Annotated in this window: 18 protein-coding genes; 10 read left to right on the top strand and 8 right to left on the bottom strand. The window is 62.0% G+C overall.

The annotated features are described in order from the left end of the window. Positions 1-99: 99 nt before the first annotated feature. Positions 100-750 carry an FMN-binding negative transcriptional regulator gene (locus B0G80_RS37315; protein ID WP_106281704.1) on the bottom strand — a complete coding sequence of 217 codons (651 nt, stop codon included), beginning with the start codon at positions 748-750 and terminating at the stop codon, positions 100-102. A gap of 294 nt (positions 751-1,044) precedes the next feature. On the opposite strand from B0G80_RS37315, the gene B0G80_RS37310 reads away from it, so the two are divergent. Both B0G80_RS37310 and B0G80_RS37305 read left to right on the top strand, forming a co-directional pair. Continuing rightward, positions 1,045-2,463: a DUF1254 domain-containing protein gene (locus tag B0G80_RS37310; RefSeq protein WP_116122686.1), complete on the top strand. Its 1,419-nt coding sequence runs from the start codon at positions 1,045-1,047 to the stop codon at positions 2,461-2,463. Positions 2,464-2,691: 228 nt separating this feature from the next. Further along, a complete protein-coding gene (locus B0G80_RS37305) occupies positions 2,692-6,459 on the top strand; it encodes a DUF748 domain-containing protein (protein WP_116122685.1) in 3,768 nt (1,255 codons plus the stop codon). Between the two features lie 8 nt (positions 6,460-6,467). Here the strand turns inward: B0G80_RS37305 and B0G80_RS37300 are convergent, their stop codons facing one another. Next, positions 6,468-8,015 (bottom strand): PLP-dependent aminotransferase family protein, encoded by a 1,548-nt coding sequence (locus B0G80_RS37300; RefSeq protein WP_116122684.1) that lies wholly within the window; start codon positions 8,013-8,015, stop codon positions 6,468-6,470. A 129-nt stretch (positions 8,016-8,144) separates the two neighbouring features. Between B0G80_RS37300 and B0G80_RS37295 the strand changes: the two genes are divergently transcribed. The 8 genes from B0G80_RS37295 to B0G80_RS37260 all read left to right on the top strand — a co-directional run bounded on the left by B0G80_RS37295 (position 8,145) and on the right by B0G80_RS37260 (position 16,339). Then, positions 8,145-9,242: an ABC transporter ATP-binding protein gene (locus tag B0G80_RS37295; RefSeq protein ID WP_116122683.1), complete on the top strand. Its 1,098-nt coding sequence runs from the start codon at positions 8,145-8,147 to the stop codon at positions 9,240-9,242. Positions 9,243-9,350: 108 nt separating this feature from the next. Continuing rightward, positions 9,351-10,400, top strand: coding sequence for an ABC transporter substrate-binding protein (locus B0G80_RS37290; RefSeq protein WP_116122682.1), 1,050 nt, complete (start codon positions 9,351-9,353; stop codon positions 10,398-10,400). Between the two features lie 128 nt (positions 10,401-10,528). Further along, the gene (locus B0G80_RS37285) at positions 10,529-11,797 is read left to right on the top strand and encodes an ABC transporter permease (RefSeq protein ID WP_181920214.1); all 1,269 of its coding nucleotides are present in this window, start codon (positions 10,529-10,531) and stop codon (positions 11,795-11,797) included. A 15-nt stretch (positions 11,798-11,812) separates the two neighbouring features. Next, on the top strand, positions 11,813-12,652 hold the full coding sequence (locus tag B0G80_RS37280; protein WP_116122680.1) for an ABC transporter permease: 840 nt from the start codon (positions 11,813-11,815) through the stop codon (positions 12,650-12,652). Positions 12,653-12,807: 155 nt separating this feature from the next. Beyond that, complete coding sequence (locus B0G80_RS37275; protein ID WP_116122679.1) at positions 12,808-13,899, top strand: OmpA family protein; 1,092 nt, start codon at positions 12,808-12,810, stop codon at positions 13,897-13,899. A gap of 113 nt (positions 13,900-14,012) precedes the next feature. Beyond that, a complete protein-coding gene (locus B0G80_RS37270; protein ID WP_116122678.1) occupies positions 14,013-14,648 on the top strand; it encodes a response regulator transcription factor in 636 nt (211 codons plus the stop codon). 186 nt (positions 14,649-14,834) lie between these two features. Next, positions 14,835-15,251, top strand: coding sequence for a hypothetical protein (locus B0G80_RS37265; protein ID WP_116122677.1), 417 nt, complete (start codon positions 14,835-14,837; stop codon positions 15,249-15,251). Beyond that, positions 15,248-16,339: a hypothetical protein gene (locus tag B0G80_RS37260; protein WP_116122676.1), complete on the top strand. Its 1,092-nt coding sequence runs from the start codon at positions 15,248-15,250 to the stop codon at positions 16,337-16,339. The genes B0G80_RS37265 and B0G80_RS37260 overlap by 4 nt, the downstream gene beginning before the upstream one ends. 111 nt (positions 16,340-16,450) lie before the next feature. Here the strand turns inward: B0G80_RS37260 and acnA are convergent, their stop codons facing one another. The 6 genes from acnA to B0G80_RS37230 all read right to left on the bottom strand — a co-directional run bounded on the left by acnA (position 16,451) and on the right by B0G80_RS37230 (position 24,890). Continuing rightward, entirely contained in the window at positions 16,451-19,168 is a 2,718-nt protein-coding gene (acnA, locus tag B0G80_RS37255; RefSeq protein ID WP_116122675.1) for an aconitate hydratase AcnA, read from the bottom strand. A gap of 40 nt (positions 19,169-19,208) precedes the next feature. Then, a complete protein-coding gene (locus tag B0G80_RS37250) occupies positions 19,209-20,660 on the bottom strand; it encodes a bifunctional 2-methylcitrate dehydratase/aconitate hydratase (protein WP_116122674.1) in 1,452 nt (483 codons plus the stop codon). Positions 20,661-20,685: 25 nt separating this feature from the next. After that, positions 20,686-21,192 carry a hypothetical protein gene (locus B0G80_RS37245; RefSeq protein WP_116122673.1) on the bottom strand — a complete coding sequence of 169 codons (507 nt, stop codon included), beginning with the start codon at positions 21,190-21,192 and terminating at the stop codon, positions 20,686-20,688. A gap of 103 nt (positions 21,193-21,295) precedes the next feature. Continuing rightward, on the bottom strand, positions 21,296-22,483 hold the full coding sequence (gene prpC, locus B0G80_RS37240; RefSeq protein ID WP_116122672.1) for a 2-methylcitrate synthase: 1,188 nt from the start codon (positions 22,481-22,483) through the stop codon (positions 21,296-21,298). Positions 22,484-22,643: 160 nt separating this feature from the next. Next, positions 22,644-23,660: a CoA ester lyase gene (locus B0G80_RS37235; protein WP_116122671.1), complete on the bottom strand. Its 1,017-nt coding sequence runs from the start codon at positions 23,658-23,660 to the stop codon at positions 22,644-22,646. A gap of 246 nt (positions 23,661-23,906) precedes the next feature. Continuing rightward, complete coding sequence (locus B0G80_RS37230; RefSeq protein ID WP_106282585.1) at positions 23,907-24,890, bottom strand: malate dehydrogenase; 984 nt, start codon at positions 24,888-24,890, stop codon at positions 23,907-23,909. Between the last annotated feature and the right edge of the window lie 262 nt (positions 24,891-25,152).

The following is a 25,152-nucleotide window of genomic DNA, read 5'->3' as shown; positions in this document are numbered from 1 at the left end:
CCGCATCATGAACCCAGTATTGACCTTCCCATGATGGGAAGGTCAAGGACGAATTGCGGGACGCGTTTCAAGGCGCGCGCACATCGCCGGAACGCTCGCTCAGAAGGCCGGCGGCGCGTCCAGCATGGCTTGACCGACGGCCTTCTGTTCGTCGCTCACGCGCGCCAGCAGGGTTTCGGCCGCGCCGCGGCGGTCGTCCGCCGCCTTGTTCTGGCCGAGCTTCCACTTGCCGACCAGCCGTGTCACCTCGATCTCGATACCGACGATCGCGCCGAGCATCTGCGAGATGAAGTCAGCGGGCGCGTCACCCATTTTCCACGGCACCGGTTCGCCCGCTTCCATCTTGCGCGTCAGACGCGCAACCAGGCCGCGCACGAACGACTCGTCGTCGCGCACGGCGATGCGGCCGTGGGCATGCACCACCATATAGTTGTAAGTAGGCACCTGCCGATGCGCTTCGTGCTTGCTCGGATACCAGTTAGGCGAGATATAAGCGGCCGGACCCTGGAAGATCACGAGCGCCTCCGGATTCGCGGCGGCTTCCTGCCACACCGGGTTCGCGCGGGCGACGTGAGCGCGCAGGATGCCGTGCGTTTCACCGGCCGTGGACGGGACTTCGAACTCGAACGGCACATGGTTCGCATCGAGCCCGTTCGGCCCGTTGGTGATCAGCGCGCCGAATGGCTGCTCGGCGATCAGCCGATGGAGAACCTCCGGGCGGTTCTCTTCGAAATGGGCGGGCATGTACATGAAGCGCTCCGGATACGAGGGGGCGAAAGGGCAATGATGAAAAGCCGCCCGAGACGCGGGACGCCGGGGCGACGTGACAAAAAACGTCAACCGTACCGCAAAAAGGCGGCTTGCGCGCGAACCGGCGCTAATCCAGCCTTTGCGCTTGCCTGCCGGGCAAGGATACGATACAACCCGATGTTGTCGGCATCGCGAACCGCGGACTGTCTGCGTTGGGCTTTGGGAGGCCGCGCACACAGGGTTCGCTGCACGCCGGCGTCTCCCTTAGGACCACACGTTCCGCCACCTGAACGAATGATAAAAAATCGCCGAGCACTGTTTTCGATTCACTGGACCTGCGCATCGTTCGCGGGCCTCGCATTTCTGGCCGGTTGCGCGTCGACCCCCACCGCGACACAAAAATCCACGGGCTGGATCAAGGACGAAGTGGCCGACTCGTACGTATTCGGCTATCCGCTGGTGCTGATGGGCGTCACGCGCGATGCAGCGGTCGGCACCAATCCAGGCCAGGCGCCCCTCAATACGCTGCGCCACGCCCAGGCATTGCCGCCGATCGGCGCGTCCAATCCAATGCAGCCGAGTCTCGATACATTCGATTCGACCGGCTGGCTGGACGTCGGCAGCGAACCGGTGATCGTTTCGCTGCCCGATTCGCACGGCCGCTATGTCGACGCCCGCGTGCTCGACATGTGGACCAACGTGGTGTGGTCGACCAGTTCGCAGTTCGACACGCGCGCGGCCGGCATCAAGGCGCAGGCGATCGCCTTTGTCGGTCCGGGTTGGCAAGGGGATTTGCCCAAAGGTGTGAAGCGCGTCGACGTGCCGACTCGCAACGCGTGGGTGAGTGTGCGTATCCAGTCGAACGGCACGCGCGACCTGACGGCGGTCCGTAAGCTGCAGCGCGCCATTCGTGTCGCGCCGCTGAGTGTCTACGCGGGTGACAGCCGGTCCGCGTCGATCACGCCGCCGCGCAGCAACGCGGCCGACGCCGCCGCGGGCGCTGCCGGCACGCCGGCCGCGCAGGTCGCGGCGCTCGACGCGAACGGCTTTTTCACGCGACTCGCGCAGGCCTTGCCCGACAATCCGCCGACTCCAGCGGATCCGCACGCGCTCAAGTTCCTCTCGGACCTCGGTGTGACGCCCGGCGAGCCGGTCAAACTCCCGAAGGCGCCGGAAGCCATCGCGGCCGGTCTCGCCGACGGCCATGAACGCGTCGTCACGCCACCGTCCAATTTGCTGAGCGGCAACGGCTGGAACTGGTTCGGCGACGCCGTGGGCAACTACGGCCCCGACTACGCAATGCGCGCCTATGCCGCTTATGCGCAACCGGGCATCGGCACGAAAGACGACGAAGTTCGCGCGGTCGTTACGCAGGACAGCGACGGTCGCGCGCTCAACGGCGCAAACCGCTACGTGATCCACTTCGCGCCGAATCAGTTGCCGCCGGTGCGCGGCTTCTGGTCGATCACGGCCTACACGAAGGACGGCGCGCTCGGCGAAAGCGCGCCGGCGCGTCTCGCGGTCGGCGATCGCAATGGCGCACGCCGCAACCGCGACGGCTCGCTCGACGTGACGGTGTCGTCCACGCGGAGCCGGAGCGGCAACTGGCTGCCGGCGCCGCGTGCCGATCTGCAACTGGTGCTGCGTCTGTACGCGCCCAAGCCGCAAGCCACCGACGGCAGTTGGCAACCGCCGGCCGTCGTGCGCCAATGATGCTTCCGTGTCCACGACGTGACAGCCGCGCTTCAGTAACGAGCGCTTGACGCATCGAACGTCGCAGGTCCGCCGCATCGGCTCGGCGGACCTGCGACGCTATTGCGCGGAGTATTGTGTAAGCCACGCCTTACATTTATATCCCACGAAAGATTCACGACTTATACTGCCGCTTGCGGGATTTTCGTTTTCGCGGCGGGCTTGCCGCCGCACTACCCAAGACCGAGCATGGCAAGCCTCAATAAAGCATCATTAGCCTCGTCCATGCAGACCATGCGCGATGTCGCGCAGTCACGCCGCACCCGGCGTGTCATCACCGGTCTGCTGATCTTCGTTGTACTGTTCGGTCTGCTGGGCTTCTTCGCGGCGCCGCCGCTGATCCGCCACATTGCCGAGCAACAGATCAGCAAACAACTCGACCGTCCCTCTACCATCGGGCGCATTGCGCTCAATCCGTACACGCTCAAGCTCGAAGCCGATCGTGTGCATATCGGCGAGCGCGGCGGCGCGGGCGACTTCGTCGATATCTCACGGCTCATCGTGCAGCCGTCATGGAGTTCGCTGTTTCGCGCGGCGCCGATCATCGACGAAGTGCAGCTCGATTCGCCGCGCTTTCATATTGTTCGTTACGATGCGCAGCGCTTCAATTTCACCGACCTGATCGAGAAATTCTCGAAGCAGCCGGCCAAGCCGGATAGCAAACCCACGTTGTTCTCCGTGTCGAACATCAGGCTCGAAAACGGTCAGATCACGTTCGACGACAAACTGCTCGGCGCGACGCATGTAATCGATCAATGGAAGCTCGGGATTCCGTTCATCGCCACGCTGCCGTCGAAAACCGATATCTTCGTCGAGCCGTTATTGCGTGCGCGGATTGACGGCAGTCCGCTTGCCATCGACGGCAGGACCAAGCCGTTTGCCGCGTCGCGCGAGTCGGAAGTGTCGTTGCGCTTCGACGGGCTCGATGTGCCGCGTCTCATGTCGTACGTGCCGACCAAACTGCCGGTGATCGTGCAGTCCGGCAAACTGTCCACCGATCTCAAGCTCAACTTCGTGGTCTCCAACGACGCGCCTTCGCTGCGCGTGGCGGGCACCGTCGATATGAACGACGTGGATGTGCAGGATCAGAGCAAGGCGCCGTTCTTCGCGGCGCGCGCGCTGCATGTGGCGGCCGCCACGCTCGAACCGTTGAAGAGCCTCTATCACTTCGACGAGATCCGTATCGACGCGCCGACCGCCAACCTTGCGCGCGATAAAGAAGGCATGGTGAGCGTCGAGAAGATGTTCGCGCCCGCGCCGGCGTCTGCGTCTGCGCCCGCGTCTGAAGCCGCGGCGGCGCGACCGGCGGCGAGCGCGCCGCTTGCCGCATCCGGCTCCAGTGCCGCGGAAAAAAAGACAGTGCCGCCGCTGGATCTGTCGATCAAACGCTTCGTGCTCAATGACGGCACCGTGAATGTCCACGACAACGCGGCTTCGCGGCCCGTCGATGTCGGCCTGCAAAAACTGGCCGTGACGCTAACCGATTTTTCGACGCTCGCCACCGCGCCCGCGCACTACACGTTAAACACGGATTTCAAGGACGCCGGCGGCTCACTCGGCGTGGCAGGCGCGTTCGGCCTCGTCGCGAAGACCGCGAGCGCGAAGATCGACGTGAAGTCGTTGAAGCTGCCGTTGCTGCAACCGTATATCGACACCGCAACCGTCGCGCAGATCACGGACGGCGCGCTGTCCGCCACCGCCAATGTCGGCGCGAACTGGTCGAAGTCGCCGGTAGCCGTGATGGTCACCGATTCGCAACTGAATCTGCAATCGCTGAAAGTCGCGGCGCGCGAAAGCAAGGACCCGCTGATCTCGCTCGCGCAAGGTAGCGTGAAGATCAGGCAGGTGGATGTGGCGGCGCGCAACGCCGAGATCGCCAGCGTCGACACGACCGGCCTCGCGGTCGATGCGCAGCGTCTGAAAGACGGCAGCATCAACCTCGCCGCGCTTGCCGGCCAGCACGGAGCCGCGCCGCAACGCACCGCGATTCACGCGGTCAAGAAGGCGCAGGCGGAAGGCCCCGCGTGGCACTACAAGATCGGCGAACTGACCTTGAAGGACGCCACTGCCAATTTCACCGACAACACCACACCGCAGCCGGTGAAACTGAACATCACGCCGCTGCAACTGAAGGTGCAAAACGTCAGCGACGATCTGAGCCGTCCGTTGCCGATCGATCTGCAGGCCACGCTGAACAAGAAGGGCACGCTTGGCGTAAAGGGCGACGTCACGGCGACGCCGCTCAAGGTGGCCGTCAAGGTGAACGCCAACCGGCTCGACGCAGCGGCCTTCGAGCCGTACTTCGGCAGCAAGCTGAATGCGGTGATCGCGAGCGCGCTGCTCAATGCGAACGGCGACCTGACATTAAATCAGGCAAAGTCGCTGAAAGCCAATTATCACGGCGACCTGGCGCTCGTCGAAGTCCGCATGCTCGACAAGGCGACCTCCGACCCGTTCGCGGGATGGGGCTCGCTGGCATTGTCCAACCTGAAAGCCGATTACGACGAGCATGGCACCGTGGTCGACGCGGGCCGCGTCACGTTCACCAAGTTCTATGGACGCGTGCTGCTCGATCCGCAGGGCAAGCTCAACCTGAAGGACGTCGTTGCGCATGAAAGCGGCGCGCCGCAATCGCTGACGCGCGACAAGAGCGGTACGGACCCTGTTCCGTTGACGCCGCAACCAGCATCGGCGGTCGCGGCTGCGCCCGCGCCGGCTTCATCGGCGGCACCTGCCACAGTGACGGCGGCCACGCCGCCGTCAAGCCCGGTCAAACTGCACTTCGGTCAACTGGTCCTGCAACAGGGCCGCGTGACGTACACCGACAACTTCATCAAGCCGAATTTCACGGCGAACCTGGTCAACATTCAGGGCACGGTCGGCGCGTTCGGCACGCAATCCACCACGGCCGCGCCGGTCGACATCGCCGCGAAACTGGCGGCCAATGGCCCGCTGTCGATTCGCGGCACCGTCAATCCGCTGATTGCGAAGCCGGCGCTCGATCTGACGGCGGTCGCGCACGATATCGAACTGACCAATCTCACGCCGTATTCGGCGAAATATGCCGGTTATCCCATCACCAAGGGCAAGCTGAACGTCGATCTGCATTACAAGCTGGAGAACGATCAGCTGGACGCGAATAACCACATCTTCATCGACCAGCTCACGTTCGGCGATCACGTCGATAACGATACGGCAACCAAATTGCCGGTGCGTCTCGCGATCTCGCTGCTGAAGAATTCGCGCGGCGAAATCGACGTGAACCTGCCGGTGTCGGGCTCGCTGTCGAATCCCGAGTTCAGTATTGGCGGCCTGATCTGGCACGCCGTGCTCAACCTGCTACAGAAGGCGGTGACCGCGCCGTTCTCGTTGATCGCCAACGCGTTCGGCGGCAAGGGCGAGGAGTTGGGCTACGTCGAGTTCGAACCCGGCTCGGCGAAACTCACGGACGCCGACACCCAGAAACTCGACACGATCGTGAAGGCACTGTCCGACAAACCGTCGATCCGTATGGACCTGATCGGCCGCGTCGACCCGGCTGTCGACGAACCCGCGTTGCGCACCGGCTATGTCGATCGCCTCGTCAAGCAGCAGAAGATCAAAGACGTGGTGGGCAACGGCGAGAGCGTCGATCTGTCGACCGTCACCGTCGACCCGAAGGACTACGACAAGTATCTGAGCAAGGCCTACAAGTCGGCGGACTTCAAGAAGCCGCGCAATTTTGTCGGCCTGACCAAGAGCTTGCCGGACGACGAGATGAAGAGCGCGCTTGCCGCCAACGCGCCGATCGACGACGCCAGCCTGCGCCGACTCGCGCAGCAAAGAGCGCAGAGCGTGCAGCAGTATCTGGACGGCAAGATCGACAGCAGCCGCGTGTTTATCGTCGCGCCGAAACTGAACGCCGAGGGCATCAACGACAAGGGTGCGACGACGCGGGTCGACTTCGGCTTGAAGTGAGCGCGCGCTCAGGCGGCGCGCGTCGGCGCCTTCAGCGCGGTTTGCTCGATCACGCGCGCGAGCGTGTCGAACGCGGGACCGATCTTGTCGTTCGGCACGCACGCATAGCCGAGCAGCAGCCCGCGCCGCGCGGGCGTATCGCTGCTGTAGTAGCTCGCGAGCGGACGCACGATCACGCCGGCGTCGTAAGCGGCGGCGGTCACCGCGCGGTCGTTCGCGTGATCCGGCAAGCCGAGCACCAGATGCAGGCCGGCCTCGTCGCCCATCACCGGCAGTTCGCTGCCGAAGCGCGCGGTGATCGCGTCGATCAGAATCTGTCGCCGTTCACCGTATAGCGCGCGCATGCGCCGAACGTGCGACGTGAGATGCCCGTCCATAATGAAGTCGGTCATCACCGCCTGCTGCATCAGCTGACCTTCGCGATACAACTCGGCCACGCCCGTGCGGAACGTGTCCACCAGATGCTCCGGCGCGATCATGTAGCCGATCCGCAGGCCCGGAAACAGCATCTTGCCCAGACTGCCGACGTAAATCACCTGGCCGGCTTCGTCGAGTCCTTGCAGCGACGCGAGCGGACGGCTGCCGTAGCGGAACTCGCTGTCGTAGTCATCCTCGATGATCCATACGTTGTGCTGGCGCGCGTATTCGAGCAACGTGCGGCGGCGCGCGAGGCTCATCACCATGCCGAGCGGATACTGGTGCGACGGCGTGACGAGCGCGAGCCGCGGCGGCTGTTGCAAGTCCTGTTCGCGCGGATTGAGGCCTTCGTCATCCACCGGCACCGGCACGAGGGTAATCCCCGATGACTGCAGCACGCTGCGTGCGCCCCAATAGCACGGTTCCTCCACCCACGCGCGGTCGCCGACATCGGTCAACAGGCGCACCGCCAGATCGATCGATTGATGAATGCCCGTGGTGATGATGATCTGATCCGGCGTGCAATTCACCGAGCGCGCCACCCGCAGGTAATCCGACAACGCTCGCCGCAACGGCCGGTAGCCGCCGCCGGGCGCGTAAGTAAGCAGATCGGGATTGGCTTCCTTCCACAAGCGCGCCTGCAGGCGGCTCCATGTGCGCGCCGGAAATTCCGCGACGTCGGGCACCCCCGGCATGAACGCGCCCCACTGTTTGGCGGACACGCCGGCTTTGTCGATCAGACGCCGTCCGCGAGTCGACAGATCGCTGAGGTCGCGTTTCGGCGGCTTGGGAGTTTCCCTGGGTGTGCTGTCTTCCTTGTCGACGCTCGCCACTGCCGGCTTGCTGCGCATGTTCACGGCGGCCGTGTCCGGGCGCGTGTCGGCAACATAAGTGCCGCTGCCGGTGGTCGAGATCACATAGCCTTCGGCGGTCAACTGGTCGTAGACGTGCAGCACCGTGTTGCGCGCAATGCCGAGGTCTTCGGCGAGCGTGCGCGAACTGGGCAGCTTGGTGCCAGGCGGCAATTGGCCGGTCAGGATCGCCTGCTGCATGAGCCGCAAGGTCTGCCGGTAGACCGGTTCGGCGGCCGTGCGGTCGAGCCGCGCGGCGAGCCAATCCGACAAGATCACGGTGTCCAAGTGGTTCTATCCGGAATAATGAAATGGTTCCATATTGTAGAACCGTAACGGTCTATAGTGAGCCACGCAATTGATGCAATCCCGCTGCTTTGCACGGGAGCCAGCCGGACCGCAGAGGAGACTTGGACGATGAAAACCGAAGACGTGATCGTCAGCTTTCGAGGTGTGCGCAAGACCTACGACGGCGAAACGCTGGTCGTCAAACAGCTCGATCTGGACATCTATCAGGGCGAATTTCTGACGCTGCTCGGGCCCTCCGGTTCGGGCAAGACCACCTGTCTGATGATGCTGGCGGGTTTCGAATTTCCCACCGGCGGCGAAATCTGGCTGGACGGCACGCTACTCAATACGGTGCCGCCGCACAAGCGCAACATCGGCATGGTGTTTCAGAACTACGCGCTGTTTCCACATCTGACGGTGGAGCAGAACGTCGCGTATCCGCTGACTGTGCGCAAGATTTCGGCGGAGGAGCGCGCGCATCGCACCAACAACGCGCTGAAGATGGTGCGCATGGAGAGCTTCGCGAAGCGCTATCCGGCGCAACTTTCCGGCGGCCAGCAGCAGCGTATCGCGCTTGCCCGCGCGCTGGTGTTCGAGCCGAAGCTCGTGCTGATGGACGAGCCGCTCGGCGCGCTGGATAAACAGTTGCGCGAACACATGCAGTACGAACTTAAATCACTGCACGAGAAACTCGGCGTCACGTTCGTGTACGTCACGCACGATCAGGGCGAGGCGTTGACCATGTCCGATCGCGTCGCCGTATTCGACAAAGGCATCGTGCAGCAACTCGATACGGTGGATCGTCTGTATGAATCGCCGTGCAATGAGTTCGTGGCGAACTTCATCGGCGACAGCAACAAGCTGCGTGGCACGATCGCGAATGTCGACGGCGAGTATTGCGAATTCCATCTGATCGACGGTACGCGCCTTACCGGTCGCAATATCGGCGGTGCGCGCGCGGGCACGCCGGCGGTCGCGTGCATCCGGCCCGAGCGCATGAAGCTCGCCAGCGGGTCGTCACGTCCGGGCGCCAACGCGCTCGCCGGTGAAGCGCGCGGACTGATCTATTTCGGCGACCACGTACGCATGCGTTGTGGTCTGCCGCAACAGGACGAGTGCTTTGTGAAGGTGCCGCTCGGCACCGGCGTGCTCGACACCTTCGCGCCCGGCGCACCGGTCGCACTCGAATTCGCACCCGAGCATCTGCGAGTATTCGCAGGGGCGTGAACGCGTCGACTACGCAATGCGTTCGACGCAGGCAGAGCAGGTCAAGCAGCACATAACAAAGTCGCATTGAACGTACTGAAGCACACCACCAAAGGAGAGCAACACACCATGAGCAAGATCGGGAAATCGCGCTGCGCCATCGCTGTCGGTGCTGTGGCGCTCGCGCTGGGCGCCGCGCAAGTCAATGCAGCGGAATTGACGGTCGTCAATTTCGGTGGCGCGAATGGCGACGCGCAAAAGCTTGCATTCAACCAACCGTTCGAAAAAGAGACCGGCAATAAAGTCACCGCCGTCGAATACAACGGCGAGCAGGCCAAAGTGAAGGCGATGGTCGAAGCCAAGCATGTGAACTGGGATGTGGTGGAAGTCGAATCGGGCGATATCGGCCGTGGCTGTGATGAAGGGCTGTACGAGAAACTCGACTGGTCGAAGATCGGCAAGAAGACTGATCTGATTCCCGAAGCACCGCAAACGTGCGGCGTCGGCTTCTTCGTGTGGTCGACGGCGCTGGCGTACAACGCGGACAAGCTGAAAACGGCGCCGGCCGGCTGGGCCGATTTCTGGGACGTCAAGAAATTCCCCGGCAAGCGCGCGATGCGCAAGGGCGCGCGCTACAACCTCGAATTCGCCTTGATGGCCGACGGCGTGCCGCCGAAGGACGTCTACAAGGTGCTCGCCACCAAGGAAGGTCAGGACCGCGCGTTCAAGAAGCTCGACGAACTGAAGCCGAACATCCAGTGGTGGGAAGCGGGCGCGCAGCCGCCGCAATTCCTGGTCGCAGGTGATGTGGTGATGTCCACCGCCTACAACGGCCGGATCGACGCCGCGCAGAAGGAAGGCAAGAACCTGAAGGTGGTCTGGAACGGCAGCATCTACGACCTCGACTATTGGGCGATTCCGAAGGGGACGCCGAACAAGGCGCTGGCCGAGAAGTACATCGCTTATTCGCTTGCGTCGAAGCCGCAGCAGGACTATGCGCACCATATCGCGTACGGTCCGGTGAATGTCGCGGCGATTAAGGCGCTCGATCCGAAGACGCTCGCGAATCTGCCGAACTCGCCGGCTAACGGGAAGAACGCAGTGCTGCAGAACCTTGCGTTCTGGACGGATCATGGCGATGAACTGGAACAACGGTTTTCGTCGTGGGCGTCGAAGTAATTAGTCTTGCGTGAGAGGGCGTGGCTGGGAGAGTGGTCGCGCCTTCGAGATGTGCAATGACGCGCGCGCATTTTTTATGGATGTGCGTGCGGTTCCAATGTAGAGCTGGAGAGACAGGTGTGACTACGATGACGATCGCTGCTGATTCCACGCCTGAATCGAGTGGCCGACTCAAACGCGAACTCAAAGCGGCGGAGGCCAGGAAGCGTGCGATGGCGCTGTTGTTGATCGCGCCGCTCGCGATTTTTTTACTGCTCATTTTTGTCGTGCCGATCGGCGCGCTGCTCACGCGTGCTGCGCAAAATCCGGAGGTCGTCAACGCGCTGCCGCATACACTGGCCTCATTGAGCGCATGGGATCGCAAGACGCCGCCGCCCGACACCGCCTATGCCGCGCTGGCGGTCGATCTTGCCGCGATCGCCGACAGCGACGGCATGGGAGCGCTCGCGCGGCGCCTGAACGTGGAGATTCCCGGTTACCGTTCGCTGGTCGCCAAGTCCGCACACGCCATGCCGTTCGTCGACGACAACAACAAGGCCTTGCAGCTGACGCCCGCCCAGATGCACGCAAAATTCGTCGAACTGGACGAGCGCTGGAACGACGTCGCGTACTGGCAAGCCATTGCAAAAAATTCCGGCGCATATTCGCCGTTCTATCTGCTGGCTTCGCTGGACCACAAGCAGGATGCGTTCGGCCACATCATTCCGACCGATCCTGATCAGCAGATCTATCTCGCCGTGTTCAGCCGCACCTTTGTGATCGGCGCGGCGGTGACGCTCTTCGCGTTGTTGCTCGGTTATCCGCTCGCTTACTGGATTTCGACGCTGTCCGAGCGCCGCGCAAATCTCGTGATGATTCTCGTGCTGATTCCGTTCTGGACCTCGATCCTCGTGCGCGTCGCCGCATGGATCGTGATTCTGCAAAGCGAAGGGCTGGTGAACAAGGCGCTGATCGGCAGCGGGCTGCTGCATGACCCACTGGCGTTACTGTTCAACCGCACCGGCGTCTACATTTCGATGACGCACATTCTGCTGCCGTTCATGATCCTGCCGCTCTATAGCGTGATGAAGTCGATCCCGCCCACCTATCAGCGCGCCGCGATCTCTCTCGGCAGTCATCCGTTCGCGGCGTTCTGGCGCGTCTATGTGCCGCAGACTTATCCGGGCATCGGCGCGGGCGCCTTGCTGGTGTTCATTCTGGCGATCGGCTACTACATCACGCCGGCCTTGCTCGGCGGACCGAACGATCAGATGGTCAGCTACTACGTCGCGTATTTCACCAACGTGACGATCAATTGGGGCATGGCGTGCGCGCTCGGCGGCCTGCTGCTCGCCGCGACGCTCGTGCTGTACGTCATTTACGGACGCTTCACGCGCTCGTCACTGAGCCTCGGCTGAACGGAGTCTATTGCGATGAAACTTGCCAAGCCTTTGTTCGCGCCGCATACGTCTTTGGTCGAACGCGTGTGGTATTTCGCGTTGCGTGCGCTGGCCGTGCTCACGTTGCTCTATCTCATCTTGCCGGTGCTGGCGATCGTGCCGCTGTCGTTTTCGTCGAGCACGTTTCTGGTGTATCCGATTCCGGGCTGGTCGTTGCGCTGGTATCAGAATCTGATCGCATCCGATGAATGGCGCATGGCCGCTAAGAACAGCTTTATCGTTGCGCCGTCGGCGACGGTGGTTGCAACCGTGCTCGGCACGTTGGCGGCAATCGGACTGACCAAGGCGAACTTCCGCGGCAAGGGTCTGCTCATGGCGATCCTGATTTCGCCGATGATCGTGCCGGTGGTGGTAGTGGGTGTCGGCATGTATCTGTTCTTCGCGCCGCTCGGGTTGGCCAACACCTACATCGGCCTGATTCTCGCGCATGCGTCGCTCGGCGTGCCCTTTGTCGTGACGACGGTGGCCGCGACGTTGCAGGGGTTCAACTACAACCTCGTGCGGGCAAGTCTGTCGCTAGGCGCGAATCCGGTGAAGACGTTCTTCCGCATCACCTTGCCGGTGATCGCGCCGGGGGTGATTTCAGGCGCGCTGTTCGCGTTCGCGACCTCATTCGACGAAGTCGTCGTCACCTTATTCCTGGCGGGCGCGGATCAGACAACGTTGCCCCGACAGATGTTTACCGGCATCCGTGAAAATATCAGCCCGACCATCGCCGCGCTGGCAACAATTCTGATTGTTTTTTCCACTAGCCTGTTACTGGCGCTCGAATGGCTGCGAGGGAGAAATGCAGCGCGAGCAGTCAAGGTTTGAGTATCGACGCGAGCGGGCGACCGCTTTTCATCCGAAACGCATAATAGCCAATCATCTTTTGACATTAATCTAAGACTGCTCCCATTCCCTACGCATCGGCGGCTCTGCATACTCGTATGCCCTCAATAAGAAGATGCGCTCGACGCGGGGAATTAATGAAACACCACCTCACGGTGCTTGTTTGCGCGCTGGTTTTGACGGCTTGCGCCAACCACGCCGCCCGAGACCGGCTCGGCATTGAAGACGCAACCTTGTTGCATAGCCGTTTCAACGTCACACAGGACGAAGCCGCGGGCGCCGCCAACTCACAATGGATCAGCACTTATGCGCCGGCGGTAAGCAGCAGCACGGCGCTGGCGCGCCTGCAGGCGCGGCTCGACCATTTGCCCGGCGATCAGAATGGCTACTTTCACGCCAAGGCACAATGCTGGATCAATGCCGCTCAACAGGCGCGGCAATCTGACGACCACTGGGGCTTCGTCGAAGAAGCGATCGGCCAGGCGGCCATGATTACCATGAGCCTGGAGAGCGGTGCGCCGTTATCCGCCATCAATCCGGCGCTGCGCACGGTGTCCACGGTGCGCCCCGATCTGTGGAAGATCGTCAATACCATCAAGTCGGATCCTACGGTTGCCCAATGTCCGCAGGCTCAGCCGCCGCTCGCTTGTGCCGAAGTGGAACTGATGCAGGCCGGCCATGACGCGTGGCGACGCAGTTTCTCCGACGCCGAGCAGCGCTTGCCTGATGTGCAGAACAAGTTGCGTCAGTCGGCGGAAACCGCGCTGCAATGCAAGCAGAAAATGCAAATGCCGGTATCCGCGCCGGTGCCGGGCCGTACGCCTGTGACCATCTCGGCCGCGAATTCGTCGCGAAAGATCATGCTCAAAGCCGATTCCCTTTTCCGCTTCAACGGCGGTGACGATGCCGCGATATTGCCCGCCGGCAAACGACAGTTGAACGACGTGGCAATTCGATTGAAGAAGATGCGCTCGCTGCGTGAACTGCAGATCACCGGCTACGCTGACCGCCTTGGCGACAAGTCATACAACTTGCGTTTGTCGACGCAGCGAGCGCGGACTGTCGAACGATATCTGCAGTCGCTAGGGGTGAGGTTGCCGACGACCGCACAGGGCAGAGGCAGCGCGAACCCGCTGGTGAACTGCCGGCAAACGCAGCGAGATGTGTTGCTGCGATGCCTCGCGCCGAATCGACGCATCGAGATCGAATTCGTCGTGGCGGCCTCGTAGTGATTTTGGATCGAGAGCTAGTAACCGTGCCGCGCACATCGATGCGCCTTCGAGTTTGAGACGGGCAGCGACCCACATCGCAAAGCCTGTGTATTCAGAAGGGTTAAGAAAAAATGTCAACTATTCTAATTATTGACGACCATCCTGCGTTCCGCATGATCGTCAAAATGCAGCTCGTGCAATTGCTTGGCGTTGAAAATGTGCTCGAGGCCGATAACGGCCAGACCGCTGTCGAGATGGCCCGAATCCATACTCCGGAGCTCGCCATACTGGATCTCGACATTCCGCGCATCAGTGGACTCGATGTGATTCCACGTCTCAAACTCGTTCATCCGCCGATCCGCCTAATGGTTTTGTCTGGGCAAGATCCGGCCACGTTCGCGCCGCGCGCGATGCGCTCGGGTGTCCACGGTTTCGTCGGCAAGTCGCAGGAGATGAAGGAGATCATGCGCGGCGTCGAAGCGGTTCTCGCCGGCTACACCGTGTTCCCGGTGACGAAGCACGGCGGCGGTATTGCGCTCGTCGATGGCCGGGGAGGCGAGGAGGCGAGAATCGGTTTGCTGTCGGATAAAGAGCTGGTGATTTTGCAGATGCTTTCAAAAGGCATGTCGAATAAGGCGATTGGAGACGCCTTGTTTATCAGCGATAAAACCGTCAGCACATACAAGAGCCGTATCCAGGAGAAACTCGGCCTGACGTCGTTGGCAGGACTCATTGAGTTCGCGACTTTGCACCGGTTGGTCGAGTAGGTTCGCGGGCTATGAATACGGTGTGCCTGTCTCGTTCCGCCCGGAGCATAGGAAACCAAACGATAAGCGATCTACTGGATTCGGCGTCCGCGGATTCCTGCGTATTTGTCTTCAAAGACAGCGCGACGAACGTGCGCGATCTTCAACGCGCCGTTCACCGTCGAACAACGGGAGTTATCCGTAGAAATGGCTAACGGCAACACACCGGTGTCTTTTTTTGCCCGCGTAGCGCAGTCATCGGACAGCTCATCAAGCGTTCCTTTTGAGCCCTTTGAAACGCGTTTCCTGGACGCGTTGTCCGAAGAGGGCGTCGACCTCAACGCGTTTATCAACCACTGGCGTCAAGCAATGAATGACGACCTCGCGCGCCTCGACGCGTTACCTCGTGATGGCGACTTCGACCATTTCCATAGTGTGCTGCATCGCCTGAGCGGAGCAGTGGCGCTCGTCGGCGCGCATAGTTTGATGGACGCGTTGCAGCGCGCGAGCTTGTCGCCGCCGGAACAGGGCGCCGGGGCAATCGACGCGCTAACTGCGCGCGCCAGAACCCTCGTTGCGCAACTTGAAGCCACGTCCCGCGCCTTCCGGAGCAGCTCACAATGAACCGACCGCTTGCCTTGATCGAAGGCGATCTGGCGCTTCCGAGTCTGCGGCCCTTCGACGCCCTGCCGCCGCCTTTCGGTTCGTGGCGTCGTCAGGCGCGGACCGCGGCGGGACGTGAACCGCAACCCGCTGCACACGTCGCCGCGCAACAGGCGATTCAGAATGCGATGCGGCGTTCGGCGTCGCCAGCGAGTCGTGGGCCGGTTCCACCCGGCGCCAAGGTTCTCTTTCTTTACAAGTTGCCGCGGCAACCCGACCATTCGCATCGTTTTGAGGAGCAGTTGGCCGAAGCCCGGTACTACCTTGGGATGGGGGGAGCGCGTCCGAGTTCGACCCGTTCCGATCACCTCCTCGGCGCGGCAATTTTCGCGAGCTGTAGCATCGCGCTGGCCTGGTTGCTGGTTACCTGTACGACGCATGATGCCGACGGGCCGACCGCCGCCGCCAGCGCAAAAACACAATCGGTCGCGTCGACGGACAGCAGTGCGACAGCTATTCGTCCGCGAGAGCAAGCTAAACTGGCGCAACCGTCGGCCGAATTCGCCGGGACGACCACGCGGAGCGCGCCATCGGCCGCTAGCGCGGGGCCGAAGTCAACGGCTGCTCCCGGCGCTCCCAAGTCGCCCGACGCGATACGTGACACGACAGTTCGCGGCACGCCGAAGCCACAACACGTCGAACACCTCGAGCCTCGGCCAACCGGCCGCGTGTCCATACGGCACATGGCGCCGATCGGACTCGCAACGGCCCATTACCAGGCGCCAATCGCACGCCTCAGCAAACTGCAAATCGACAAACGTCTCGCACTCAGCCGCGCGACCAACCCAGCCACGCAGCCTTCCGCGTCGAAACAGTCTGAACGGACAGAACGGACCGCATGGACTGAGCAGCCCGAACGCCCCACGTCCGCAACCGACGCAGCCGAGCGCGCAGCGCTACGCGACTGGGCGGCACAACAGCGTCGTTCAAACATCACAACGCGTGCCAGCACACCCACGCCAGGCGACACCGACTGGAATGCCCGCATGACCCAGCGCCGCATCACCGACAGCCCCGACGCTTTCCAGACAGGCCGAGCCCAAAAGTAAGCAGCCAAAAAAAAGCCCGACCACCGGTCGGGCTTCAAAGTCAGCTGCGTCCTCCACAGGACGCAGCTCCTGCAAAACAGCTCGCAGCGACTACTCAGGTAAGCAAAGACCTCAAGCAGCCAGCAGCGAACGCAGCACGAACGGCAGAATCCCGCCGTGCTTGTAGTAGTCGACTTCGATCGGCGTATCGATACGCAGCAGCACCTGCACGCGCTTTTCCTTGCCGTCCTTGTCGCGGATCACCAGCGTCACTTCCTGTTGCGGCTTGAAGTCAGCGCCCAGACCTTCGATGTCGTACGTTTCTTCGCCGGTGATGCCGAGCGATTGCACGCTGTCCGAGCCGATGAACTGCAACGGCAGAACGCCCATGCCGACCAGGTTCGAACGGTGGATCCGCTCGAAGCTGCGTGCGACCACGGCTTTCACGCCCAGCAGTTGCGTACCCTTCGCAGCCCAATCACGCGACGAGCCCGTGCCGTACTCTTCGCCCGCGAACACGACGGTCGGCGTGCCGGCGTCGATGTACTTCATCGCTGCGTCGTAGATCGACATTTGTTCGCCGTCCGGCTGGTGAATCGTCAGGCCGCCTTCCACGCGCGAGCCGTCTGGCTTCGTCGGGATCATCAGGTTCTTGATGCGGACGTTCGCGAACGTGCCGCGCATCATCACGTCATGGTTGCCGCGACGCGAGCCGTAGCTGTTGAAGTCGGCCTTCTGCACGCCGTTTTCCTTCAGCCACTTGCCGGCCGGCGAGTCTTCCTTGATCGAACCAGCGGGGCTGATGTGGTCGGTCGTGACCGAGTCGCCGAAGATGCCCAGCGCGCGTGCATCTTTGACGGCAGCGATGCTGTCGGCCGGCGTCATCGAGAAGTCCTTGCCGAAGAACGGCGGCTCAGCGATGTAGGTCGACTTCGGCCAGTCGTAGACTTGACCTTCTTCGCCCTCGATCTTGCTCCACAGATCGCCCTTCTTGGTCAGCGCCGAGTAGTTCTTGCGGAACGCGTCGGCGTCCAGCGCGAACTTGAGCAGTTCGTTGACTTCTTCGCTGGTCGGCCAGATGTCTCCCAGGTAGATGTCCTTGCCGCCCTTGCCCTTGCCGACCGGTTCGGTCATCAGGTCGCGCGTGATGTTGCCGGCGATCGCATAAGCGACGACCAGCGGCGGCGAGGCCAGGAAGTTGGCGCGGATGTTCGGGTGAATGCGCGCTTCGAAGTTACGGTTGCCCGACAGCACCGCTGCCGCGACGATGTCGTTCTTCGTGATCGCTTCGTTCAGTTCCGGCGTCAGATCGCCCGCGTTGCCGATACAGGTCGTGCAACCGTAAGCGGCCAGCGTGAAGCCGAGCTTGTCGAGGTACTTCATCAAGTCGGTCTTCGTCAGGTATTCCGTGACGATGCGCGATCCCGGCGCCAGCGAGGTCTTGATGTGCGGCGCGACCGTCAGACCGGCTTCGACAGCCTTCTTCGCCAGCAGGCCGGCGGCCAGCAGCACGCTCGGGTTCGAGGTGTTCGTGCACGACGTAATAGCGGCGATCAGGATGTCGCCGTTCTTCACGTCGACGCCGTTGCTCGTGGTGTATTGCGCTTCGAGATCGTCAGCCTTCTTCGCGAAGCCATTTTCCGCCACCGGCTTCGAGAACAGGTCGCTGAAGGTCGACTTAACGTGACCGATTTCGATACGGTCTTGCGGGCGCTTCGGACCTGCCAGCGACGGCGTCACCGTGCCGAGATCCAGCGTGACAACCTTGGTGTAGTCGATCTGGCCTGCCTTCGGAATACCAAACAGACCTTGCGCCTTGAAATAGTTTTCGAAGGCGGCGATTTCGGCGTCTGTGCGGCCCGTGCCCTTGAAATAGTCGATCGTCTTTTCGTCGACCGGGAAGAAGCCCATGGTTGCGCCGTACTCCGGCGCCATGTTGCCGATCGTCGCGCGGTCGGGCAGCGACAGCGATGCCGTGCCTTCGCCGAAGAATTCGACAAACTTGCCGACCACTTTTTCCTTGCGCAGCAGTTCGGTGACGGTCAGAACCAGGTCGGTCGCCGTCAGGCCTTCGCGCAGCTTGCCCTTCAGTTCGACGCCGACCACGTCCGGCGTCAGGAAATACACCGGCTGGCCGAGCATGCCGGCCTCCGCCTCGATACCGCCCACGCCCCAGCCCACCACGCCGATACCGTTGATCATGGTGGTGTGGCTGTCGGTGCCGACCAGCGAATCCGGGTAGTAGACCGTGTCCGCGCCTTCAGCCTTCTTGTGCACGCCGCGTGCGAGGTATTCCAGGTTCACCTGGTGAACGATACCGACGCCCGGCGGCACGACCTTGAACGTGTCGAATGCCTGCATGCCCCACTTCATGAACTGGTAGCGCTCGTTGTTGCGCTGGAATTCCAGTTTCATGTTCAGGTCGAGCGCGTTCTTTTCGCGGAAGTGATCGATCTGCACCGAGTGATCGACGACCAGATCGACCGGGACCAGCGGTTCGATCGACTTCGGATTCTTGCCCATGTGTTTCGCGACACCGCGCATTGCCGCGATGTCGGCGAGCAGTGGCACGCCGGTAAAGTCTTGCAGCACGACGCGCGACACGACGAACGGGATTTCGTCGACGCGCGCTGCGATCGGCTTCCAGTTGGCGAGTTGCTCGATGTGTTCTTCGGCGATTTTCTTGCCGTCGTAGTTACGCAGCACCGATTCCAGCACGATTCGGATCGAAACCGGCAGGCGGTCGATCTTGATGTTCAGCGCCTTGCCGAGTTGCGGCAGGGAGTAGAACTTGCCTTTGCCGGAACCGCTGTCGAATTCCTTGAGCGTTTTGTGGAGGTTGTGGGCCATGGTGTTTTCCTTGGTTTGATCGCGGAACTACAGTACATAACTAGATGACGTAAAGATCGACGTATTCATTGACCGGCATGGCTTCGAGCCTTGCCTGATCGAGCGACACGTCGAGAATCGCCAGTTGTTGCTTGACCGGAAAGCGGCGCGCGAGGTTGGTCCTGAACTTCTCGACCAGCAACGGTATGCCTTCTTCGCGACGACGCTTGTGACCGATCGGGTATTCGACTACGACCTCGTCGAATGTCGAGCCGTCGTTGAATTCGATCGTCAGTGCATTGGCGATCGAACGCTTCTCCGGATCGTGGTAATCCTGCGTGAATTGCGCGTCTTCGACGCATTCCATTTTCGCGCGCAGCACATCGATGCGAGCGTCCTGCGCGATCGAATCTTCATAATCCGCGGCCGTCAGGCGGCCGTGGATCAGCGGCACGGCGATCATGTACTGAATGCAATGATCGCGGTCGGCCGGATTGTTCAGCGGACCTTTTTTATCGATGATGCGAATCGCGGCCTCGTGCGTGCGGATCGTGATCTTGCGGATGTCTTCCGCGCGCTTTCCCGCCGCGGCGAGTTGCTCATGCAACTTCATCGCGGCTTCCACCGCCGTTTGCGCATGGAATTCTGCCGGAAAAGAAATCTTGAAGAGCACGTTTTCCATCACGTACGAACCGTACGGACGCTGGAACCTGAATGCGTTGCCCTTGAAGAGCACGTCGTAAAAGCCCCAGGTCTTCGCGGTCAGCACCGACGGATAGCCCATCTCGCCGGTCTTCGCGATCAGCGCGAGACGCACGGCGCGTGAGGTCGCGTCGCCCGCGGCCCACGACTTGCGCGAGCCGGTATTCGGCGCGTGGCGGTACGTGCGCAGCGCGTGCCCATCGACAAACGCCTGCGACACCGCGTTGATCAGTTCGTCGCGCGTGAGGCCGATCAACTGGCCGACCACCGCGGTCGACGCCAGTTTCACCAGCAATACATGATCGAGCCCGACCTTGTTGAAGGAGTTTTCGAGCGCGATACAGCCTTGAATTTCGTGCGCCTTGATCATGGCGATCAACACGTCTTTCATCGCCAGCGGCGTTTTGCCCGCTGCGATGGCGCTGCGCGAGAGCCAGTCGGCCGTCGCCAGAATTCCGCCGAGATTGTCCGACGGATGGCCCCATTCGGCGGCAAGCCAGGTGTCGTTGAAGTCCAGCCAGCGGATCATGGCGCCGATATTGAAGGCGGCCTGAACGGGATCCAGCTGGAACGACGTGCCCGGCACCTTCGCGCCGTTGGGGACGATCGTGCCCGGCACAATCGGTCCCATCAGCTTGGTGCAGGCCGGGTAGGTAAGCGCCTCGAGTCCGCAGCCGAGCGTATCGATCAGGCAGTGACGCGCGGTTTCCAGCGCGAGCGTGCTGTCGACCTGATAATCCAGAACGTAGTCGACGATATCGGTCAGGACTGGGTCCGGAGCGGGTCGCACGTTGGAAATCGGAGCGGACATCGGGGAGCTTTCCTGATGACGATATTTAGTTACTGGTCTTGTCGATCGCGTTCGATTGCGTCGGAGCCGGCGCGCCTTGCACCATGGCTGCCGTTTTGCATTCGTCGGCCAGACGCGAGCTGTCCTTGTCCGAGAACAACATTGCCTTCGTCGGGATCACGACCAGGTCCATGCCGGTTGCGGCGTCGTGGAAGCGGTCCGCGCCCGTGGTGGTCGCTTCGCGCGGCAGATTGTAATTTTTGTTAGCCCAGTGAACCGTGACGATCTGGTCACGCTTCATGTCACCCTTCAGTTCGAAAGCCAGGCCTTCGTTGCACGACCACTTTTCCGCGCCATCCGGCACCGGATCGACCTTCGCTTCTTTGGCCGGGTTCGCTTTGCGCTTGATCAGGCGCTTCGGTTGCGGGCGCTTTGCAGTAGCCTTGGCAGCCGGCTTCGTGGTGGTCGCCGTTTGCGCGGCGGCGTCAGTCGCGACGGACAGCATCGTCGTGGACAGGGCGCCAATCACGGCGGCGATCATCAGCTTTTTCATAGAGAAAACCTTTCTATCTAGTTTCAGTTAAACATTCCGCGGGCTACCGGTCCTGGCGACCGCGTGGTTGAACTGCACGCGCTTTGAAAGCGCACAGCGACCGCTATTTTCTCCTATTTAGCGGCAGGTACTTCAAATTCTCAGGTCCGGTGTAATTCGCGCTCGGACGGATGATCTTGTTGTCGACGCGCTGCTCGATGATGTGCGCGCTCCAGCCGGCCGTGCGCGCGATCACGAAGAGCGGCGTGAACATTGCCGTGGGCACGCCCATCATGTGATACGAGACCGCGCTGAACCAGTCCAGATTCGGGAACATCTTCTTCGCCTCCCACATCACCGACTCCAGCCGCTCGGCGATATTGAACAGCTTGCTGTTGCCGGCTTCCTTCGAGAGCTTTTTGGCGATTTCCTTGATGACCTTGTTGCGCGGATCGGAGATCGTGTACACCGGATGGCCGAAGCCGATCACCACTTCCTTGTTCTCGACGCGCTTCCTGATGTCGGCTTCGGCTTCGTCCGGCGTCTGGTAGCGCGACTGGATCTCGAACGCGACTTCATTGGCGCCGCCGTGCTTCGGTCCGCGTAGCGCACCGATCGCGCCGGTGATGGCCGAATAAATGTCCGAGCCCGTGCCGGCGATCACGCGGCCCGTGAACGTCGATGCGTTGAATTCGTGCTCGGCGTACAGGTTCAGCGACACATGCATCGCGTCGACCCATGCCTTCGACGGCTCCACGCCGTGCAGCAGATGCAGGAAGTGGCCGCCGATCGAATCGTCGTCGGTTTCCACTTCGATGCGCTTGCCGTTGTGCGAGTAGTGATACCAGTAAAGCAGCATCGAGCCGAGCGAGGCCATCAGCTTGTCGGCGATATCGCGCGCGCCCGGCAGGTTGTGATCGTCTTTCTCCGGCAGCACGGTGCCGAGCACCGACACGCCGGTGCGCATTACGTCCATCGGATGCGCGGCGGCCGGGATCCATTCGAGCGCGGCCTTGACGTTGGCGGGCAGACCGCGCAGCGCCTTCAGCTTCGTTTTGTACGCGGTCAGCTCGGCCTGGGTCGGCAGCTTTTCGTGCACGAGCAGGTAGGCGATTTCTTCGAATTCGCAGGCGCTCGCGATATCGAGAATGTCGTAGCCGCGGTAATGCAGGTCGTTGCCGGTCTTGCCGACCGTGCAGAGCGCCGTGTTGCCCGCTGTCACGCCGGACAGTGCGACGGATTTCTTCGGTTTGAAGCCGCTTTGGGGTTGGTTGCCGCCTTGTGCACCAGCGGTTTGCGTCGTCTCGCTCATCTCCCGCAATCTCCTTTGTGCCTGCTCGATGCTTCTGATTGACCTGTGCGTTCAACGCCCGTCTCGCGCAGCGCCACACAGAGGGCTGTTTCGACTGCCTCACGGCGTGTGGATAGACCGCTCACAACAGCCGCGCCGATTGCCGCAGCGGCTTTCACGCTTATGACCCTGCTGGAACGTCAGTGCCCACTTTCGCGAAGAGCGGCGCGGCGTCTTGCGGGACGGCGCGTCCCGTCGCTTGCGCTCGACGCAGCACCGACCAGTAGTACCGATAGCTCGCGCGGTCGTGCAACGTGTCGTGATGGCGCGTCGGACCCCACTGCGCGGACTGCGCGGCGAGCAGGATTTCGGTGGCGGTGGCGATCTCTTCGTCGCGCGGCGCGAATGCGGCGACGATTGCTTCGATCTGCGCCGGATGGATGCTCCACATGCGCGTATAGCCGAACTCGTTGCGGGCGCGCGCGGCGTCGTTGGCGACCACGCTCATGTCGCGCACCTCCGTGCTGACGTTATGCGAAGGCACTTTGCCGTACGCATGGCAGGCAGCCGAGATTTCAAGCTTCGCGCGCCGCACCAGCGGATGATCGAACTGGTCGGGCGAGCGCATGGCGGTATCGGGAATCGCGCCGTTGTGCGCGGAGACGAAGTCCATCAGGCCGAAGCTTAGCGCTTCCACACCGGGCAGCGCGGCCAGATCGAACACGCGTGTCAGCGCGCCGTGCGTTTCGACCAGCAATTGCACCGGCACCGGTTGCGTGATGCCGAGTTCGCGCCGCGTCGCCTCGATGAATGCGACCATTTCGGCGGCATCGGGGACGTTGCGGATTTTCGGCAGGGTGATGTAAGCAGGCGCTCGCTTCGCGGCACGGAGAATGAGACGGACGTCGTCGCGCCATTGCGCGTGATCGAAGTCGTGAATCCGCACGCCGACGCGGCCGAAGTGGTCATGCTCGCTGCCCAGCAACGACGCGACCAGCTCCGCGTGCTCCGCTTCGCGGCCGACCTGCGCGCCGTCTTCACAATCGAGCGTGATGTCGAATACGGCGCCCAGTTGCTGCTGCAAGGCCAACGATTTCAGCATCAGCTTTTCACTGCCGGCGTAGTGATCGCAGGCAGGCAGCACGGCGGGCGGCGCTTCGCCGTCAAACAGCACTTCGGCGGGTGTGAGGGCGCGCATTCTCGGCGTCAGGAGCGTGGGTAATGTTTGGTTTGGAGAAATCTGATTCGGGTGCGCTCTGCCGGACCATCGCGGTAACTGCGCAAAACGCGCTCGGATCAGATGCGAATAGCAGCATTCGCATGTAAAAACCGGAGCCCGCCACGGCGGCGCCTGTAAGCGCCGCGCGAGACTTCTCGCTTCGCACCAGGCCCCCGAGGACAGCCTGGCGTTCTCTCACGAGTTCCGGTTCGTCCGCTCAGCCGCTTAGCCGAGCAGATGTTGAACGCCTTCGCGCTCTTCCAGCAATTCGTTCAGCGTGCCGTCCATCTTTTCGCGCGAGAATGCGTCGATTTCCAGGCCTTCGACGCGCTTGTACTCGCCGTTTTCGCACGTGACGGGCACGCCGTAGATGATGTCTTCCGGAATGCCATACGAACCGTCCGACGGAATACCCATGGTGACCCACTTGCCGTTCGTGCCGAGCACCCAGTCACGCACGTGGTCGATCGCCGCGTTAGCCGCCGACGCTGCCGACGACAGGCCGCGCGCTTCGATGATCGCCGCGCCACGCTTGCCGACGGTCGGGATGAACGTGTTGCGGTTCCACTCGTCGTCGTTGATCAGCTTGGTCAGGTCTTGACCTTCTGCCGTTGCAAAGCGGAAGTCCGGGTACATGGTCGGCGAGTGGTTGCCCCACACAGCCAGCTTTTCGATCGACGCGACCGGCTTGCCCGACTTGGCAGCCAGTTGCGACAGCGCGCGGTTGTGGTCCAGGCGCAGCATGGCGGTGAAGTTCTTCTTCGGCAGATCCGGCGCCGACTTCATGGCGATGTAAGCGTTCGTGTTGGCCGGGTTGCCGACCACCAGCACCTTCACGTCGCGGCTCGCGACTTCGTTCAGCGCCTTGCCCTGAACCGTGAAGATTTCGGCGTTAGCCGACAGCAGGTCTTTACGCTCCATGCCTTTCGAACGCGGACGCGCGCCGACCAGCAGGGCGACGTCTGCATCCTTGAATGCAACCTTGGGGTCGTCGGTGATCACGACACCCGACAGCAGCGGGAATGCGCAATCATCCAGTTCCATCACGACGCCTTTGACGGCGCCTTGCGCTTGCGGCAGGTCGAGCAGTTGCAGGACCACCGGCTGATCCTTGCCGAGCAGATCGCCATTGGCGATGCGGAACAGCAGGGAGTAAGCGATTTGACCTGCGGCGCCGGTGACGGCAACGCGCTTTGCGGGCTTAGCCATTGAGAAATCTCCAGGACGATGCGTTAGACGCTAGGGAAAACGCCATTCTATATGCGCGTTCAGCGAAGCGTTATGAAACACGGCGGAATTCACTGTCGCGGACTGCCTCGAAATCTGCCGAGGCCGAGCGGCGTGTTGCGGCGAGACCGCCGTGCCGGAAACCTGAACTACAGCACGGGAGCGGGACTGTGAGGCGCCGGGCAGCCGCTGCACGGTGCGGGCTCCTGCAAACAGCGCGTTTCGGCAAGCGTCTGACCAGCGA

The organism is Paraburkholderia sp. BL6669N2 (assembly GCF_003387275.1).
Lineage (GTDB): Bacteria > Pseudomonadota > Gammaproteobacteria > Burkholderiales > Burkholderiaceae > Paraburkholderia.
Note: the sequence above shows the minus strand (reverse complement) of the source record. Positions and strands in the feature narration are given on the sequence as shown.